Origin of the sequence: Paenibacillus xylanexedens, assembly GCF_007680605.1 — a bacterium.
GTDB lineage: Bacteria > Bacillota > Bacilli > Paenibacillales > Paenibacillaceae > Paenibacillus > Paenibacillus xylanexedens_B.
The window spans coordinates 498845-515410 of record NZ_VEIO01000001.1 but is presented as its reverse complement, the minus strand read 5'-3'; the positions used below and the strand labels follow the sequence as shown (position 1 = coordinate 515410).

The following is a 16566-nucleotide window of genomic DNA, read 5'->3' as shown; positions in this document are numbered from 1 at the left end:
ACTTTTTTATTTTAATTATAGTTTGAATGATAATAATTCTCAACAAAACTCATGCCGGGTTAAATTATACTTTTAGGGACAACCTATACTAATCCTTCTTTATGAATATCTGCGATAAGGTATTTAAAAAATCCTTTTTTTCTTTCTTCCAACCTGTTGCATTCTCATCTATGACATGTTATATTAATTGAGCCATCAATGATTGACGTATCAACTATTGATCCATCAACGATTGAGAGAGCTACAGAATCATGAAGCAATGGCATTGTATACTGGCAACTTTAATTATTTGTTAACATACGCCGTTGTTGATTGGATTCACCCGGGAGGTCTAGTCATGACACGTATGGTTTCCAAAGAAGAGCAGATCATTAATCTGCTGAATGTGCTGGGGAACAAAATCAGTCCCAAGTTTGAACGCTGTACCGGGATCAGTTCCTCTCGCTTTGAAATTCTGCACGAGCTGGATCAGGTAGATGAGATCAACCAATCCATGCTCCAGAAGATCATTAACATCGACAGTGCAGCAATCACACGCCACCTGAAACAACTTGAAGCGGACCAGATGGTTACAAGACGTAAAAATCCTGAGGATAATCGGGTAACTTTTGTTCGTCTAACGGATCATGGGCGTAAACAGATTGAAGGATATAAAACAGAGAAAACCAACTATATTCATCAGATTCTGGATGGTTTCAGTGAAGAGGAGATTCAGGCACTGGCCGATTTCTTGGAACGTATGCAAAACAATTTTTAAACCATATATAGAGGAGAGATTTCCATGTCTACAACACAAAGCAAATTCCAAAAAACAAATGATTTCAACGAAATTACGTACGGTCGTCGTTCCGTCAAATTGTATGATCCAGAAGTGAAAATCAGCCGTGAAGAAATGACTGAAATTTTGGCAGAAGCTTCCCGCGCTCCATCTTCCGTAAACATGCAGCCTTGGCGTTTCCTTGTTGTAGATACACCTGAAGGCAAAGAAAAGCTCGCACCGCTTGCAAGATTTAACCAAAACCAAGTGCTGACGTCTGCCGCTGTAATCGGCGTGTTTATCGATATGAAAAATGGCGAGTACTTGGAAGAAATTTTCGGTAAAGCCGTTGAGCACGGATATATGCCAAAAGAAGTCGCTGAGCAACAAGTCAAAGTGGTTAAACCTTATTACGACAATATGCCTGCTTCCGATCTGCGTGACGTGAACCTGATCGATGCTGGCCTGGCTTCCATGCAATTGATGCTGGCTGCTCGTGCTCACGGTTACGATACAAACCCAATCGGCGGATACGAAAAAGCTCAAATCGCTGAAACGTTCGGCATGGATAAAGAGCGTTATCAACCGGTTATGTTGATCTCGATTGGTAAATCTGCCAAAGAAGGTCACCCATCTTACCGTCTGCCTGTAGATACAATTACAACTTGGGCTTAAGCTAAGCAAGTTTAACAGTTGTTATTATAGATTGCTCAAACTGCTTTTTAAGATTAAACACAGAAACGTTAAATCTATTTGTAAACAAACAACTATCTGGAGGTCACAACGATGATTATCATTCACGCCCATTTGCAAGTACAAGCCGCTCAAGAACAAGCTTTCCTGGCTGCTGCCAAAGAACTGATCGCTGCAACTCGTCAAGAAGAAGGCAATATCAGCTATGATCTGGTGAAAAGCACAGAACGTGAGCAAAGCTACACGATGATCGAGCTGTGGAAAGATGAGCCAGCAACCGCTGCTCACAACTCTAGTGCTCACTTCCAAGCGTTTGTTCAACAAGCCGCGGCATTTATGGCTGCACCAATGAACGTTGAAGTGTTTGCCGGCGAAGCCGTTAAACAATAATACACATACAAAGAACCGTCTGGATTTCACCTCATGGTGATTTTCAGACGGTTCTTTTACTTATGCATAAGCAGGATAAGACAATCGAATTTCCCATGTTCCTCCTGAAATGGTACAATGATTAAGGTGACATACATAATATTTCGGAGGTATATGCTGATGAAGATGAAAAAAGGACTGCTTTCAGGTTTCCTGGCTCTGGCTTTAACTTCCACTCTCCTCTTACCCACAAATGTAAGCGCAAACAATTTAACCGAAGCACGTTCTCCTTTCTCCTACTCCCTCGTGACCAAAGGTTATGATTGGGGTCCCGGTGTTTACAAGATTATTCTGGATACAGGCGTAGCCATTCAAGGAAATACACTGACCACAGACACCTTCAAGGTCTTTGCGGAACGGAATTATCCAATGATTAATTTTCAAACGCAGCAAAAGTACGATGGCTCAGACAGCAGTAGCCGAACGATCGAGAGAGCCTACCTTTCGGACAAAGATGGCAACAAAATCTCCCTGTCCACAGGACAATATATTACGATGGAGATGAAAGTCCATCCCGATCTAATGACCACAAGTCCGTTTATGTTTGATCTGCAGTCATTTACCAATAAGTATGTCGACCTTCAATATACGATTGTTCAGCAAAAATCCCTTCAAGATACCATGGGCAATGCCGTTGAGCATTTGACCACAAGGCCAGACACCCCGCATACCGTGATTGAACAAGGTGTTGACGTGTTTGATACATCCGGCAAATTCAGTTACAAGGACTCCAAGTTCGGTCAGATTCATTTAACGTATGCATCCTATATGCCGGAAACCAGCAAGAAAAAACCGTTGATCATCTGGCTTCATGGTGCCGGTGAAGGAGGCACTGATCCGAGAATCGCCCTGCTGGGTAATAAAGTGACGGCTTTAGCCGATGAATCGATCCAGAAGTATTTTGGTGATGCCGCTATATTGGTGCCCCAGACTCCAACCTTCTGGATGAATGACGGAACCGGGCAATATACCAAAGACGGAAAGAGTATGTATACAAAATCGTTAACCGCGTTGATCAAACAATATGTGAAACAGCATGCGGCGGATATTGATACAGACCGAATCTACATTGGCGGTTGCTCCAATGGCGGATTTATGACTTTGAACATGTTGCTTGCGAACCCGGATTACTTTGCAGCTGCTTATCCTTCCGCAGAAGCGTACGAGGATCGTTTGTTGAGCAAACAGGATATTGCCAAACTGAAGAATATTCCGATCTGGTTCACGGCGGCAGGGGCAGATCAGACGGTGGATACGTCCAAAACGTCAACAGCTACCTACAAACGCCTGATTGCTGCGGGAGCCAAAAATGCCCATTATTCCTATTTTGATAAGGTGCTGGATTTGAGCGGAGTATACACCAAAGGAAATGGTGATAACGCGCCATATGAGTATAATGGACACTGGTCCTGGATTCCTGTATTAAACAATGACATTTCCAAAGACTTCAATGGTAAACCTGTGAAAATTAAAGGTAAAAACGTCACGCTTATGGAGTGGCTGGCTAACCAGAAAAAGTAACAGCCCAGAGCATGTCTACTTCGCAAGGAGCCGAAGAATGTTCCGTGAACACGTGAACAACTCGCTACGAATGTTCTTGAAGTCCACAAAGTGTTCTATACACCTGCAAGTAAGACTAATGAGATATTGCCCGGGAGCCGCACCAAGCGGCTCCTTTTCTATTACATCCTTTTTTTCAATTAGACCAGTTCGATTTATCTGGCACCCATTTGTCTTACTATAGGCCACGTGCCGGAGGAATGCTTTGCGGGTTATTGAACACATTTTGGGGATCGTATTTGGCTTTGACTCTGCGTAATCTTGCATAATTCGCCCCGTAATACACCGGACCTGAGCGTTTGATGCCTTGATCCGGTACATTAATGTAGGAACCGACGATGTAAGGCTGTAATTTTTGGCGTGTGTTACGCACAATGGCAATATTTTTGGCCGCCTGAGACGGTTTCGTCCAGGAGCTGTTCCATTCCACATAGAACTTCGCTTTACGCCAGTAGAATGCTGTGGAGGTAGGTGATTTACGACTGACAGCTCCGCCCCAGTTGAGGAAGAAGAATCCGGCGAACTCGCCTTCCACATTTTCCAGAAACGCTCGCATCGATTTGATCGCCCGATCTGGAAACGGCTTTCGTCCAAATCCGGAAGAAAATTGATTGCTGTATCTCTGAGTAAGTACAGGATCTGGTGGTAGAAGAAAAGTAACGGCTTCTGTGTAAGGCACTGAACGTATGATCGTCTGGGATGGTGTACCCGTGCTGGTCATCGGCTTTAACAAACGCAGTGCCTCGGATTTAGAACCCAGAAACAAACCCTCCATACTGACATTGCCACCCTTTTTCGGACCGATCGACAGCTCACTTCCGAGCCGGGTATCCACGGAAGGCGCCCACTTCTGCCAAACCTTGAGTACTTTCTCGAACTGAGCCCAAGGCCAGGTGATCCGATATACTGTCGCTCTGGCTGGTGCCCGGCGTACTTTAAATTTGTAACGGGTATAGACTCCAAAGTTTCCTCCGCCACCACCCTGCGATGCCCAAAACAAATCTGCGTTACGATTTTTGTTCGCACGAATGATTTTCCCGTTTGCATCCACCATCTCGAATTCCAGCAGATTATCACTGATCAGACCAATCGTTCGTTGAAGAGGGCCAATCCCTCCCCCAAGCGTAATACCACCTATACCAACGGTTGGGCTATCCCCAAATGGAGCGATGAATCCCTGACGTGCGAGTGTATGAGCGATTCGGCCAACCCGATTGCCTGCTCCTACAACTACGGTTCCTGTTTTTTTGTTCAGCTTGATGGTATTCAGATCACTGACATCAATGACAATCCCGCCGTTCACCTGTGACAGATTAACCTCAAGCGCGTGTCTTCCACTTCGCGGCCGAATCGGTACATTGTTTTCACGAGCCCATCTGATGGCATTAGATACATCTTTCGTTTTTTGAGCAAAAACGAAGACTTTAGGAAACCTGTCGGTATGCGGGTCCCAGTTTTTACGTGCTGCCTCATACCCTGGATCTCCTTTAAAAATGACACGTCCGGTTAGTTTTGTTTTTGTGTTTGTTGTCAAACATCCCACTCCCAGCATTATTGATCGTTATAAAGCACTTCTGCACTAGGCATTTTATACTGTATGAACGACATTCGCGGAGGGAATGGGCTGTGGGCTGTCCTATACGTAAAAAAATCCCCTTAAAGCGGATAGACCGCTGTAAGGGAATTCATTTTCATTTCGTAATTGTCATTCGCTATCCCGCTCGATTTTGATGAGTTTGCGCGGTTCTTGTTCTTTTTCACCGTACCAGACGAGCACATCGGCGAACAGATCCATAATACGAATAAAGTTTTTTTTGTCGGCTTCCGTAATCTGATCTGCGAGCTTAAATATATCATCAAAACAAAGCTCACGAACAAATGCAGTGTACTTCGTGTAAACCTCCCGCCCTTTGGCAGACGGTTTGACGTAAATATCTTTGCGGTTTCCGCTCAGATGATATTTTTCCAGTAATCCTTTTTCGGTCAAATTCTTCACATTTTTAGAAAAGGTACTGCGGCTAACGCCCAAACGAGCAGCCATCTCGGACATCTTCTCTTCCTGATCCTCTGCTTCCAGAATGTATTCAAGCGTCTGAATCTGGGCTGCAGAGAAGGTCATATCTGTTCCGTAGCTGCGTTGCAGCTTGTAGGTGTTCGAGTAAGCATTGCCGTACTTGATGATTTTCTCAACAAGCTCCCGATGATCACCCATCCAATCTAATTTCATGCGTAATCCCTTTCGTCTTCAAATTCTCTCTCTATTACTCTACTGAAATCAGATTCGTTTTTCAATCCATGAGATCGCTTCTTCAATCACTTCATCCCGTGCTGTCTCATTAAATATTTCATGCATGAGATGTGCATAGATTTTCAGTGTTTTGTCTGCCGAAGCGATATCACCGTAAAAGTCTCGGGAATCCTTTTCGCTAACCAGTCCATCATTCGCTCCATGTAACACAAGCACCGGATCAACGAATTGCTCCGCATGTTCTTTCAGCCATTCTACTCCATACCCCAGACTGTTAAATAAATCTACAGAAATCTGCTTTTCTACGAGCGGGTCATTAGCGTAAGCGGATACAACCTCAGGAACACTGCATACTCCGCTACCAAGTTCATTCGGGAAATACGTGCCTGCTGGCAGAGCCATCGGCAGTTCTCCAGCCACTTTCGTATTAAATCGAGTCAGCGCTCCTGATAATACGATACCTTTCACTTTTCCCGGATATTTCGTTCCAAATGATGAAGAAGCAAAACCGCCCATACTATGTCCAATAATATACAGTGGCGTATCGCCGCTCTCTTGTAGTGCCGCTTCAACTACAGCGTTGACATCATCAATCAGATGATGAAAATCACTATAAAACGTTCGTTGTCCTTCCGATCTCGCATGACCCCGATGGTCAAAACGATAGACGTTAAATCCACGGCCGTTCAATTTCTCTGTCAAATAATCATAGCGGCTGGCATGCTCTGCCAATCCGTGTACAATGACTACAGCTGCCTTCGCACCCTCAACTAAATTTTTGCTGAAATAAAGCTGCGTTCCGTCAAAGGATTCTAATGTTGTTTCGATGTTGGTCATGTGTATCCCATCCTTTTCTTTATTTTTATATTCGTTATAAATAATATTGTTTCTTACAGAAACAATATATCACTCTTATGAATCGTTTGTCCACGAATTTTTAAAGCGGTTACAATTAAATTTTCTCGGAAGCTCTCTTTATTTCTGATGAGCGTGACAACAATAAAAAGGACAGGCCCTGTTTAACAGTACCTGTCTTCTCTCTCTGCTTTACTGCTCTATATTTGTTTTGTTCCATTGCTACTCTATATCCAGTGTAAATCCAAAACTCGAATTGATGAGCATCCTCCACTTAATTACCATTAAATGTCGAAAACAAGCGAACAAAACGAGTGTATGTGATGCAAGTCTCTTAATCAACTTAACTCTAGATTAATTCTAGCTTAACAACGTTTGTTTGATGATTAGCCTGCATCTTATGTTTGTTCGACGAATTCCATAATTCTACTCACGCCCTCCACCATACCTCCCGTTTCAAAAAAACTGCTTCCCAATCTCACCGCTTCAGCTTTCATCTTCTCGCTTCTCATCGTTTCAAACGTCATGTCCTTTAGATCTGAAGCAGATATGTTTATATCACGACCATACACACCGACCCCTAATTCTTCCAGCCTGGATGCAATAGCGAATTGATCAGCCCCTTGGGGGAACAGAATCATTGGCACGCCAAATGCAAGTGCTTCGGACACACTGTTATAACCGGCATGAGAGATAAAAACATTCGCCTTGCTTAAAATCTCCAACTGAGGAACAAATGCAGATACCGTCATATTTTCCGGAATGTCTCCCAAGGATGAAATATCAATGCTTTTTCCTACTGACATCATAATTTGGGCTTCGCTATATCTGAAAGCTTCAATACATTTCAGGTAGAAATCCGGGCGATCTGTGTAGATGGAGCCAAACGAAATATAAATCAAGGGGAGCTCATGCTCCTGTTTTGTTCTTTCCCTCATGGATTGAAGCATTACAGAGCTAACATTAGGGAACTGTGGACCTATAAACACAAAACGGTCATCAAACACATCCGAATGTGGCTGGAATACTTTTGACGTATATACTAGATTTAATTCTTCATTCCCACTAAACGCATCTACCAGGCCAAAATCTTGAATATGATGTCTTTCAGCCAGTTCTCCCGCCAAACGGTTTAGTTCGCTGGCCGTCGTGTCAGCAAATGCGTAACCTTCCTGAATTCTGAATACCTTGTGTATGAGAAAATGATGGTCTTTCTCCAAAAGCGCCTGATTGATCGCAAACGTTAAGACATAACAGGCCACTGGCACCTCAAGCAGTTCTGCAATCAGTTTGCCCCAATGAGCGTCGCTGTCCCTGACAATGTAGTCCGGTTGCTCAGCCATAACTTCTGCCAAAATCGCATGAAGAACAGCCCTGCTTTTCTGGATCACTCCAGGGACTAGATGCTCCAGCATCGTCTGCGGGTTGCTCAAAAACAAGCCCGGATCATTTTCGTCCACAAACAACTCTCTCATATTCCCATAGCTTCGAAAATCCACATCATAATCGGCAAGTAATTCTCTATATTGTTCATCCGAATAATAAATCACGGTCTCTCCACGTGCCAGTAACTCTGCAACAAGAGGTAAGGTTGGTTTAACATGGCTGAAAAATGGAAGGCTAAATATCATTACCGTAGCCATAGCGGACTCCCTTCGTCATATGATACACCCGAATCAGTCATTGGTAGTTCCTATAAGCATTCCTTCGTGAAGATACGCAAAAATACCGTCAACGCCCAGTTTCACTCCGCCTTCGTTACGCATCGCTTCCCCGACCCTCTTGCAGGACTCAGCATAAGCCTTATCATGGAGGATACGTTCCGTCATATACAAAATGTCCGAAGGTGTACAATGATGGCTATCGCCAATGCTTCCTGCACCCAGTGCCTCGATCCGGCTGGAAACGGCGAACTGATCCGCTGCTTGCGGGAACACCACCATAGGCACTCCGTGACAAAGTGCTTCATTGGTACTGTTATGACCTCCATGTGTAATGAACACATCCACGTGGTTGAGCAGTCTTCGCTGAGGCACATGGGATCGAACAGTAACATGCTCAGGCAACTCGCCCAGTTCCTCAGGAGAGATTCGATGTCCGACAGACATGATTACGTTCCACCGATGTTCCTGGAATGCTTCAATGCATTTTCGATAAAAAGGAAGACAGTCATTATATACGGTTCCCATCGATATGTAGATTACGGGTAGATCGGGTTCGATATAGGGCAAGTCTCCGCCCTCTTTCTCCTCCTCACGAATCATCGGACCCAGAAACAGATAATCCGAACCAAACGACTCTATAAATGGCTGGAAAACCTGTGAAGTAAAAACAAGATTAAGGTCGTCCGCCCCGGAAAAGGCATCGATCGCCCTATATTCTACAGAATATGGAAGAGAGAGTTCCCTTGTATATTCATTCAGATATTCACTGAAACTGCCCGATTCGGGAAGCCAGGTCATACGTCCTGTCGTACTTCCGAATACTTTGGAAACAAAATATTCACGATGAATATCCATCATCGTCTCATTTAAAGCAATGGTAGTAATGTAACAAATCACCGGAATGTCAAGTATAGTGCCAATCATTTTCCCCCAATAAGATTCGCAATCCCGAATAATGTAGTCCGGATCATCCTCCATCACCTGCTCAAGGAGTAAACGGACCATCTTCTGATGTTTATTCAGTTTATGCGGAACAAGCTGCTCCAACACTTTCAATGGGTCGGTTGTAAGAATAGGGATTTCTTCGTCCAACATTGGAAGCACATCCCCATAACTTCGACAAACGACGCCTTCCATTTGTACATATTTCATATACGCATCCGTTGTATAGTAATAGACCTGCTCCCCTCGGTTGGCCAGTTCCTGAACTAACCCCACTGTAGGATTAACATGACCAAAATACGGAAAACTGAACACAACGGTTGTACCCATTGCTGCACCGCCCTTTCGTAAATAAAGCCTGAAATCTCCGAACAACGCAATATGCCCGGAGATTTCAAGAAAGTATTAGTAATTGAGCTACTGCACCGCAAACATTCCTGCTGTCAGTTTCTTCTCCAGTTCTTCGGCACTCGTGTCGAATGGAAGTGCGATATGCACTTGCAAGTTGCAACCGACATGTCTGACATAGAAATATACCCCGTAATGCTCAGCCGCTTCTGCAAAAGAAGGACCTCCGGCAGGTATTGAGTTATCTTCCGCTTCCGCTTGGACAGCTCCAAAATAATTGAGCAGAATACCCTTGCCTATTCCTTGATCTTCCATATCAGTGAACCTGATCTGGTGGGAGGAAGTCGTTTGATTCAAAGCTCGAATTTGCTGCAAGAGTTGCTCCACCGGGGAATCGGTATTCATCACCCAGGGAATATAGTCCGTAAAATTACCGACAAGATGATAATAGGTATGCTCTCCATATCGTCTTCCACTGCTGACCAATTGTACAGGCAATTGCTGTAGTTCAAGATATTCCCGTCCAAAGACCGCCAGCAAGCCGAGTACCTTCATCCAGCCTTCCTCAGGATTTCCTTCTGCAAGTTCCCATTCCAACGTGATCGCCGTACTCTTCTGGGCCGGAAACTCCGCGAGCTTACTGCTCATTCCCAGGAGAAGTTGACGATACGTTGCCAGTTCAAAGCGACGCTCCAGTTCCAGAAAGCTGATTCCTAGCGGCCCCTCCTCGATCCGTCGAAGGTAATCACGATATCGGGTAGAAGGTTTGCTTCCGTGCAACGTGGATGTCGCCCCTGTTAATACCTCAGCAATTAAACTGCAGCTCAACCCGTCCGATAAAGCATGATGAGAAGAGTACACAAACACTTTGGTTCCGGTTCCGTTGTGCTCGATTAACATCATCCGGTACAACAAACGGTCTGACCCATGCTCTTCAAATCTGTCATAGTACAATTCCGAGACCAGTTGTTCCATCACTGCTTCGGAGCATGCTGCCTCAAGTTTGACGTGTGGTACTTTAAATCCGGCAGGATGCTCCCGCAAGCTCCAGCTGTTGGTCTGTTTGCCATTGTATAGACATCTCAGCATCTCCTGCTCCTGCACCAATCCGTGAATGGCTTGAGTGATTTCCTCATTTGTCTTGTCGGCAGGGAAATGCAGAACAACACCCACGTTCTCTGCACGTCCGAGATGTGTGGACTGAGTAGCCGAAAGAGGCAATATCGCCAATTCCACCTCTGCGGCCAGTTGTTTTCTGTATGTCTCTTGTTGGTCAGCAATGGTTACACGGGCAGCCATCAGAAGCTCCAGTTCCTTTTCATCCAGAGCCTTCTGAACTTGCTTCTGTAGTGATCGGTATGTCTCCGTTTCACATGATACTCGTTCCGGTGATTCTACCGATTGAAGTTGCCGATCCTCTTCACAAGTCGTTTGAAGCAACCGTTTTCCCAAAGCAACAGGTGATTGATGAACTAACAAGTCTCTCACATCCAGAGCCACCCCCTGCTCTTTCAGCAAAAAGCTGGCTTTCATTGCCGAGATAGAATCGCCACCCAGCTCATGAAACAAGTCGTCCGTTCCGATTCCATGAACATTCAAGACTTGTTCGAACACACGAACGATCGTTGCCTCCAGTCCATTCTCCGGCATACGGGATAGCTTCCCTGCCTCTTGCAACAGTTCCAAACGTTGAAGTGCAGCATGATCTACCTTGCCATTTGACGTCACAGGGAGCTCACCCAGCTTCACCAAGAATGATGGAAGCATATAATGAGGCAGAACGGTCATAAGCTCGATCTTCAGTTCGCGCGATTCTGGTGCATCGTCACCCGTGTAAAAAGCAACTAGTGAATTTTCATTTTCCGACAGCCTAGTCAGTACAACGGCTTCACGAACCCCGGTTATTTGTAGCAATCGCGCCTCGATCTCACTTGGTTCAACACGGTATCCTCTGATCTTAAGCTGGTTGTCGATTCTGCCTTGATATATCATTCTGCCATCCGGGAGCATTTTGGCCAGATCACCCGTTCGATACATACGCTCAAACCCTGGTATGTCTGAGGAGATGAACTGTCTCCCCGTTATTTCCGGCAGATTCAGATAACTCCGGGCAAGTCCAGTACCTGCGATGCATAGTTCTCCAGACACCCCGACAGGCAGTGGGTTCAGTTCTGCATCTACAACGCACAGTCTGCTATGAGGGATGGCGTATCCGATAGGTACTGAGAGCATATCGGCCTCTGCTTGATATTCCCATATCGTCGAACATATGGATGCTTCGGTTGGTCCGTAAGCATTCACACAGCGCATATGCTGGCTCCATGTCGATAACATGGCCGATGACGGCTCTGAACCAGCTGTGATCATGAGACGAAGGCCAGACAAACGCTCGGGATTCAAACGGGCCATGTAAGGTGGAGGTAGCGTCATAACCGTAACATTCGCCTTTTCCACGAACCGTTCGAAGTAATACGGATCAGCAATGGTCTCTGCTGATACTAAACACAGTGTTCCTCCGGTAGTAAACGCCATGGCAAACTCCCATATTGAAGCATCAAAAGAGCAAGAAGCAAATTGAAGGATGCGATCTTCGGACTGTACTCCGAGCGTAGAGATAAAGAGTGTCGAAAGATTAGCTAGTCCTGCATGCTCTAGCGCCACACCTTTAGGTCTGCCTGTAGTCCCTGAAGTATAGATAATATAAGCCAGATTGTTGCTTTGCGGTTTATGCAATGCCTTGTTTGTATTCACATCGGTAAATTGGATTTCGCGAGGCAGATAAACAGGCATATGATATGCGGTATCCTGTGTATCTTCCTGATCCGTAATCATGAGCACTGCTTCGCTGTCCTGAAGCATGTATGATGTGCGCTCCGCCGGAAACTCCGGGTCGATTGGCAGATATACCGCTCCTGCCTTAAGTACCGCCAGAAACGCAATGACGAGTTCAAAGGAACGCTCAAGTCTTACTGCTATGACATCTTCCAGGCCCACGTCCTTTGAACGCAGCCAGTTAGCCCATAGTTCTGACTGTGTATCCAGCTGTTCGTACGTCATATGTGAATCCCCAAACGACAAAGCTTCCTTGTGGGGAGATCGTTTGGCATGTAAGGCAAACTGCTCCAGTAAAGTCAGGTCAGGTGAATTGCATCGGTTCTTGCTGTTGAGTTCCTTCCATTGATGGTGCAGGCTCCCTAAGGGAAGTAGCGTCATCTGCGATACCAGTATCTGCGGATGTTCTATAACGGTCTGCATAATATGCATAAAATAGTCCACATAACGCAGTACGCTGTCTCTCTGGAAAAGACGTGTACAGTATTCCAAATCGAAATACAACACACCATCCCCGCCCTCAAATCCGGCTAAAGTAAGATCAAATTTGGACACCGTTTGCTCGAAGCCAACATGTGAGAAATGCAGTCCTCTAAAATCAAAACGATTCTCAGCCATATTTTGAAGGACAAACATCGTGTCGAACATCGGATTACGGCTGGGATCTGGCGTATATCCCAAGTTCCGCGCCAAATCCTGATATTGAATCGCCTGATGCTCAAACGCACCCAGCGCCGTATGTTTTACCTGAGCCAGGAGCTCAGTGAAACGCAATTGCGGTAACACCTCGGCGCGGATGGGAACCACGTTTACAAACATGCCCATGGTGTGTTCCAGATCAGCCTGTGTTCTGCCAGAGACTGGCGAACCAACGACCAGCTCTTTCTGTCCAGACAGTTTGGAGAGCATAGTCTGGTACATTGTCAGGAGCAACATGAATAGTGTAACGCCGCTTTCGGCAGCCAACTTCTTTAAAGCCGACGTGCGTGCCGCGTCTGCGGTAAAATGAATTTTGCTACCCTCCAAGCTCTTAAGTTTCGGTCTAGGGTAATCATATGGCAAACTCAGAACGGGAACTCCGTTTCCGAACTGATCCGTCCAATACTGCTTCTGAGACTGGAATTGATGCTCCTCTTTCTGTTTATGCTGCCATACCGAGAAATCCTTATAATGAAGTTTGATTTCCGGTAACGAATCTCCATTGTAGATGCTCGCAAGTTCTGAGATGAATATACCAATGGAGGCACCGTCAGCTACGATATGATGAAGATCAATCAGAAGCAAATGTTTTCTCGGTCCCATCCTGGTTATTCCAGCTCGAAACAACGGCAGGCTTGCCAGATCAAATGGACGGATAAATTGTCGGATCGTTTCCTCAAGATCAGCCGAAGCCTGCTCAGAATATTCAAGTGAAACAACGCTCTCACCGTGCACTTCCTGAACAGGGTCTCCATTGATCGCATAAAAAGTCGTTCGAAGAATTTCATGTCTCTTCGTCAGTTCCTCAAGCGCATACCGAAGTTGCTGATCGTCAAAATCCCCGTCGATAATAAGAGCCTCTGGCATGTTATAAGCGGTTGAATGCGGATCATTACAGAACAACGTGTACATCTGCTCTTGCGTAAAAGATAAAGGATAATGCACCGCCGGAATTGCAGGTGAAATGGCCAGACAAGCTTTGATTTCTTTTGAAGTAATCACTTCCGCTAACGCCTTGACGGTCTGCTTTTCGAAAATATGATCTACACTGATCTCCACACGGAATTCTTTCTGAATTCTGGACATCAGCATCGTCGCTTTAAGGGAATGCCCTCCTGCAGTAAAAAAATTCTCATCTGCGGATACCCTCTTCAATTGAAGAACATCAGCAAAGATCTCGCATAACTTCTGTTCCGTTTCATTTTCCGGCTCTCGAAATTCAACATCCAGGTTGATACATTCCATCGAAGAGATCGCCTTCTTGTCCAACTTTCCGTTCTCCGATAGAGGAAGCTGATGCAGTCGATAATAGCGAGCCGGAAGCATATAGAACGGCAACTCTCTTGCCATGTAATCACGTAATTCAACAGCCTTGATATCGTCCGTTTGAAGATAAGCAATCAATCGGACGGGAATGCCTTCTTCTTCCTCACATACAACCGCTGCCGCTTGAACACCCGGGTAGCTCTGAAGACGCTGTTCAATCTCGGGAAGCTCAATCCGATATCCTCTTAACTTCACCTGAGCATCCTTACGCCCGAGACAACAGATTTCCCCCTCTTCCGTCCATTTCGCCAGATCTCCAGTCCGATATAACCGCTCACCCGCAATAAACGGATTGGGTACAAAAGCTTGATCTGTAAGCTCAGGCTGGTTGAGATAACCGCGAGCCAGACCCGGACCCGACAAACAAAGTTCCCCAACGATCCCCGGCGAAACAGGCTCGTTCCAGTTATCGAGAATATATGCAACCATGTTCGATATCGGACGACCAATCGTCACCTTCTCTCCCTGTTCCACATCTCTTTTACAGAGGGCGACGATACTGGATTCGGTAGGACCATACTCGTTGTATATCTTCACATCGGGAAGCCGTTCCTTGCTTTCCTGAACCAGTGCAGGAGAGACACTCTCCCCCGCAAGCGTAATACGGCGCACAAACAGTTGGTCTTCCGGTTTAATCTGTTGCAAAAGCAGGCGATACAACGAAGGCACACATATAAAATGAGTGATTTGATATACGATAAGCAATTGCTTCAGACGTAATGGATCTTTAACCTGAATTTCGGTAGCCATAAAGAGACTTGCTCCCGACACAAGCGGGGTCAGGAATCCTGTCATGAAGCCATCAAATGAATAGGAAAAGAGCTGGATCGTGTTGTCTTCTACTCCCAATGCATATTCTTCTTTTCTCCATGCGATTGAATTGACCAGTCCACCATGAGTTACGACTACGCCTTTGGGATTCCCCGTAGTTCCTGAAGTATATATGATATAAGCTGGCAGTTCGGCCGTGATGGGGTTCAATGCCTCATCATCATCACTTGCTGTATCCAGGTCTTCACACAAAAGCAATCGTTCCACGTCTTGGAACAAAGGAAGGTTAACATAACGGGCCTGTGTGAGTAGACGGTTTACCCCGGCATCTTTCAGCATGAATCGAACTCGCTCTGCGGGCATCTGCACATCCATTGGCAAAATACACGCCCCGGCCCTCCACACGGCTAAGATCGCGACGGCCGTCTCCAGGCTTCGGTCAAGGTAAAGTCCTACGATATCCCCTTGTTTCGTTCCGTCCTTGACTAGTGCAGCGGCCCAGCGGTTCACTTTTTCCTCCAGTTCTGCATAACGTATCGAAGTATCCGATGTCACGATGGCTGTAGCCTCTGGTGTCTGCCGGACTTGCTCCGCAAACAAACCCATTACACTGGAACCATAGGTCCGGCGCGGCCCTGTTGCATATTCATTCAGCAATCGGTCGCGTTCTAGTCCAGCAAGCACCCCACTGTCCTCCACCGGACGATCCGGGTTCTCTATTAATTGTTCAATGATAACCCCGTACTGTTTCGCAAAACGCTCCAAATCAGGGGTGTTAAAGAAGCGGGTATTTCCGGCTAACACACCACACAGCTTGTCCTGACTCCAATACATATGAAGCCGCATGCCCAGCGTCTCACTCTCTACATCTGTTATGTTGTACATCCCCTGAATGGAAAAACGAATATGTTGAAGAAAAGCGTAATCCCGGTCATGGACAACCTTCATATCGTCTACAAGACGGTCCATCGAATAATCACTGTGTTTGACTGTCTCGATATATGTTGATTTAAGTTCATTTAGCCATTCCCGGAAAGTACAGCCTTTCGGGGAATGGTCGATTAGTGGAATCCAGTTTGGCTCCGGCGAACGTTCGCTTGTGTCTTGTATTCTGTTCACCGGGTAAGCAACGGTAAGCGAATCACTGCTGGTATGCTTGTGAAGAAGAGTCTTTAAAGCTGTCAGTAAAATCAAAAACAAAGCTTCTTTGGATTCCCCGCTCATGGTGCGTAACCGTTCGCTTACATTCTGTGCCAACTCAAACTTATAGGATTGAACAGCAGACTTCTCATGCTGAGGTATGAAGGATGACGTGAACAACGTTTCCTCCGTTTGGAGTGCAAGCATTTTTTTTACCCAGTGCTTCTTTTGCAATCTTAGTTCCTGTGCGGAAACAGCCTCTTTTGGCGACGTTCGATCCATGTCACTTCATCCCCCTGGTT

Annotated in this window: 10 protein-coding genes; 4 read left to right on the top strand and 6 right to left on the bottom strand. The window is 45.7% G+C overall.

What is annotated here, in order from left to right:
• Positions 1-337: 337 nt before the first annotated feature.
• From FS818_RS02415 to FS818_RS02400, 4 genes are all read left to right on the top strand, one after another.
• Complete coding sequence (locus tag FS818_RS02415) at positions 338-757, top strand: MarR family winged helix-turn-helix transcriptional regulator (protein WP_145329251.1); 420 nt, start codon at positions 338-340, stop codon at positions 755-757.
• Between the two features lie 24 nt (positions 758-781).
• On the top strand, positions 782-1432 hold the full coding sequence (locus tag FS818_RS02410) for a nitroreductase family protein (protein WP_145329249.1): 651 nt from the start codon (positions 782-784) through the stop codon (positions 1430-1432).
• Between the two features lie 111 nt (positions 1433-1543).
• The gene (locus FS818_RS02405) at positions 1544-1840 is read left to right on the top strand and encodes a putative quinol monooxygenase (RefSeq protein ID WP_145329247.1); all 297 of its coding nucleotides are present in this window, start codon (positions 1544-1546) and stop codon (positions 1838-1840) included.
• A 159-nt stretch (positions 1841-1999) separates the two neighbouring features.
• Positions 2000-3400 (top strand): prolyl oligopeptidase family serine peptidase, encoded by a 1401-nt coding sequence (locus FS818_RS02400; protein WP_186331552.1) that lies wholly within the window; start codon positions 2000-2002, stop codon positions 3398-3400.
• A gap of 217 nt (positions 3401-3617) precedes the next feature.
• Here FS818_RS02400 and FS818_RS02395 read toward each other — a convergent pair whose 3' ends face one another.
• The 6 genes from FS818_RS02395 to FS818_RS02370 all read right to left on the bottom strand — a co-directional run bounded on the left by FS818_RS02395 (position 3618) and on the right by FS818_RS02370 (position 16546).
• Entirely contained in the window at positions 3618-4973 is a 1356-nt protein-coding gene (locus tag FS818_RS02395) for an FAD-binding oxidoreductase (protein ID WP_260984494.1), read from the bottom strand.
• A gap of 171 nt (positions 4974-5144) precedes the next feature.
• Positions 5145-5666, bottom strand: coding sequence for a MarR family winged helix-turn-helix transcriptional regulator (locus tag FS818_RS02390; RefSeq protein ID WP_145329242.1), 522 nt, complete (start codon positions 5664-5666; stop codon positions 5145-5147).
• A gap of 48 nt (positions 5667-5714) precedes the next feature.
• Positions 5715-6524, bottom strand: coding sequence for an alpha/beta hydrolase (locus tag FS818_RS02385; RefSeq protein WP_145329240.1), 810 nt, complete (start codon positions 6522-6524; stop codon positions 5715-5717).
• 416 nt (positions 6525-6940) lie between these two features.
• On the bottom strand, positions 6941-8185 hold the full coding sequence (locus tag FS818_RS02380) for a macrolide family glycosyltransferase (RefSeq protein ID WP_145329238.1): 1245 nt from the start codon (positions 8183-8185) through the stop codon (positions 6941-6943).
• Between the two features lie 33 nt (positions 8186-8218).
• Positions 8219-9478 (bottom strand): macrolide family glycosyltransferase, encoded by a 1260-nt coding sequence (locus tag FS818_RS02375; RefSeq protein WP_145329236.1) that lies wholly within the window; start codon positions 9476-9478, stop codon positions 8219-8221.
• An 87-nt stretch (positions 9479-9565) separates the two neighbouring features.
• On the bottom strand, positions 9566-16546 hold the full coding sequence (locus tag FS818_RS02370) for a non-ribosomal peptide synthetase (RefSeq protein ID WP_145329234.1): 6981 nt from the start codon (positions 16544-16546) through the stop codon (positions 9566-9568).
• Positions 16547-16566 lie beyond the last annotated feature (20 nt).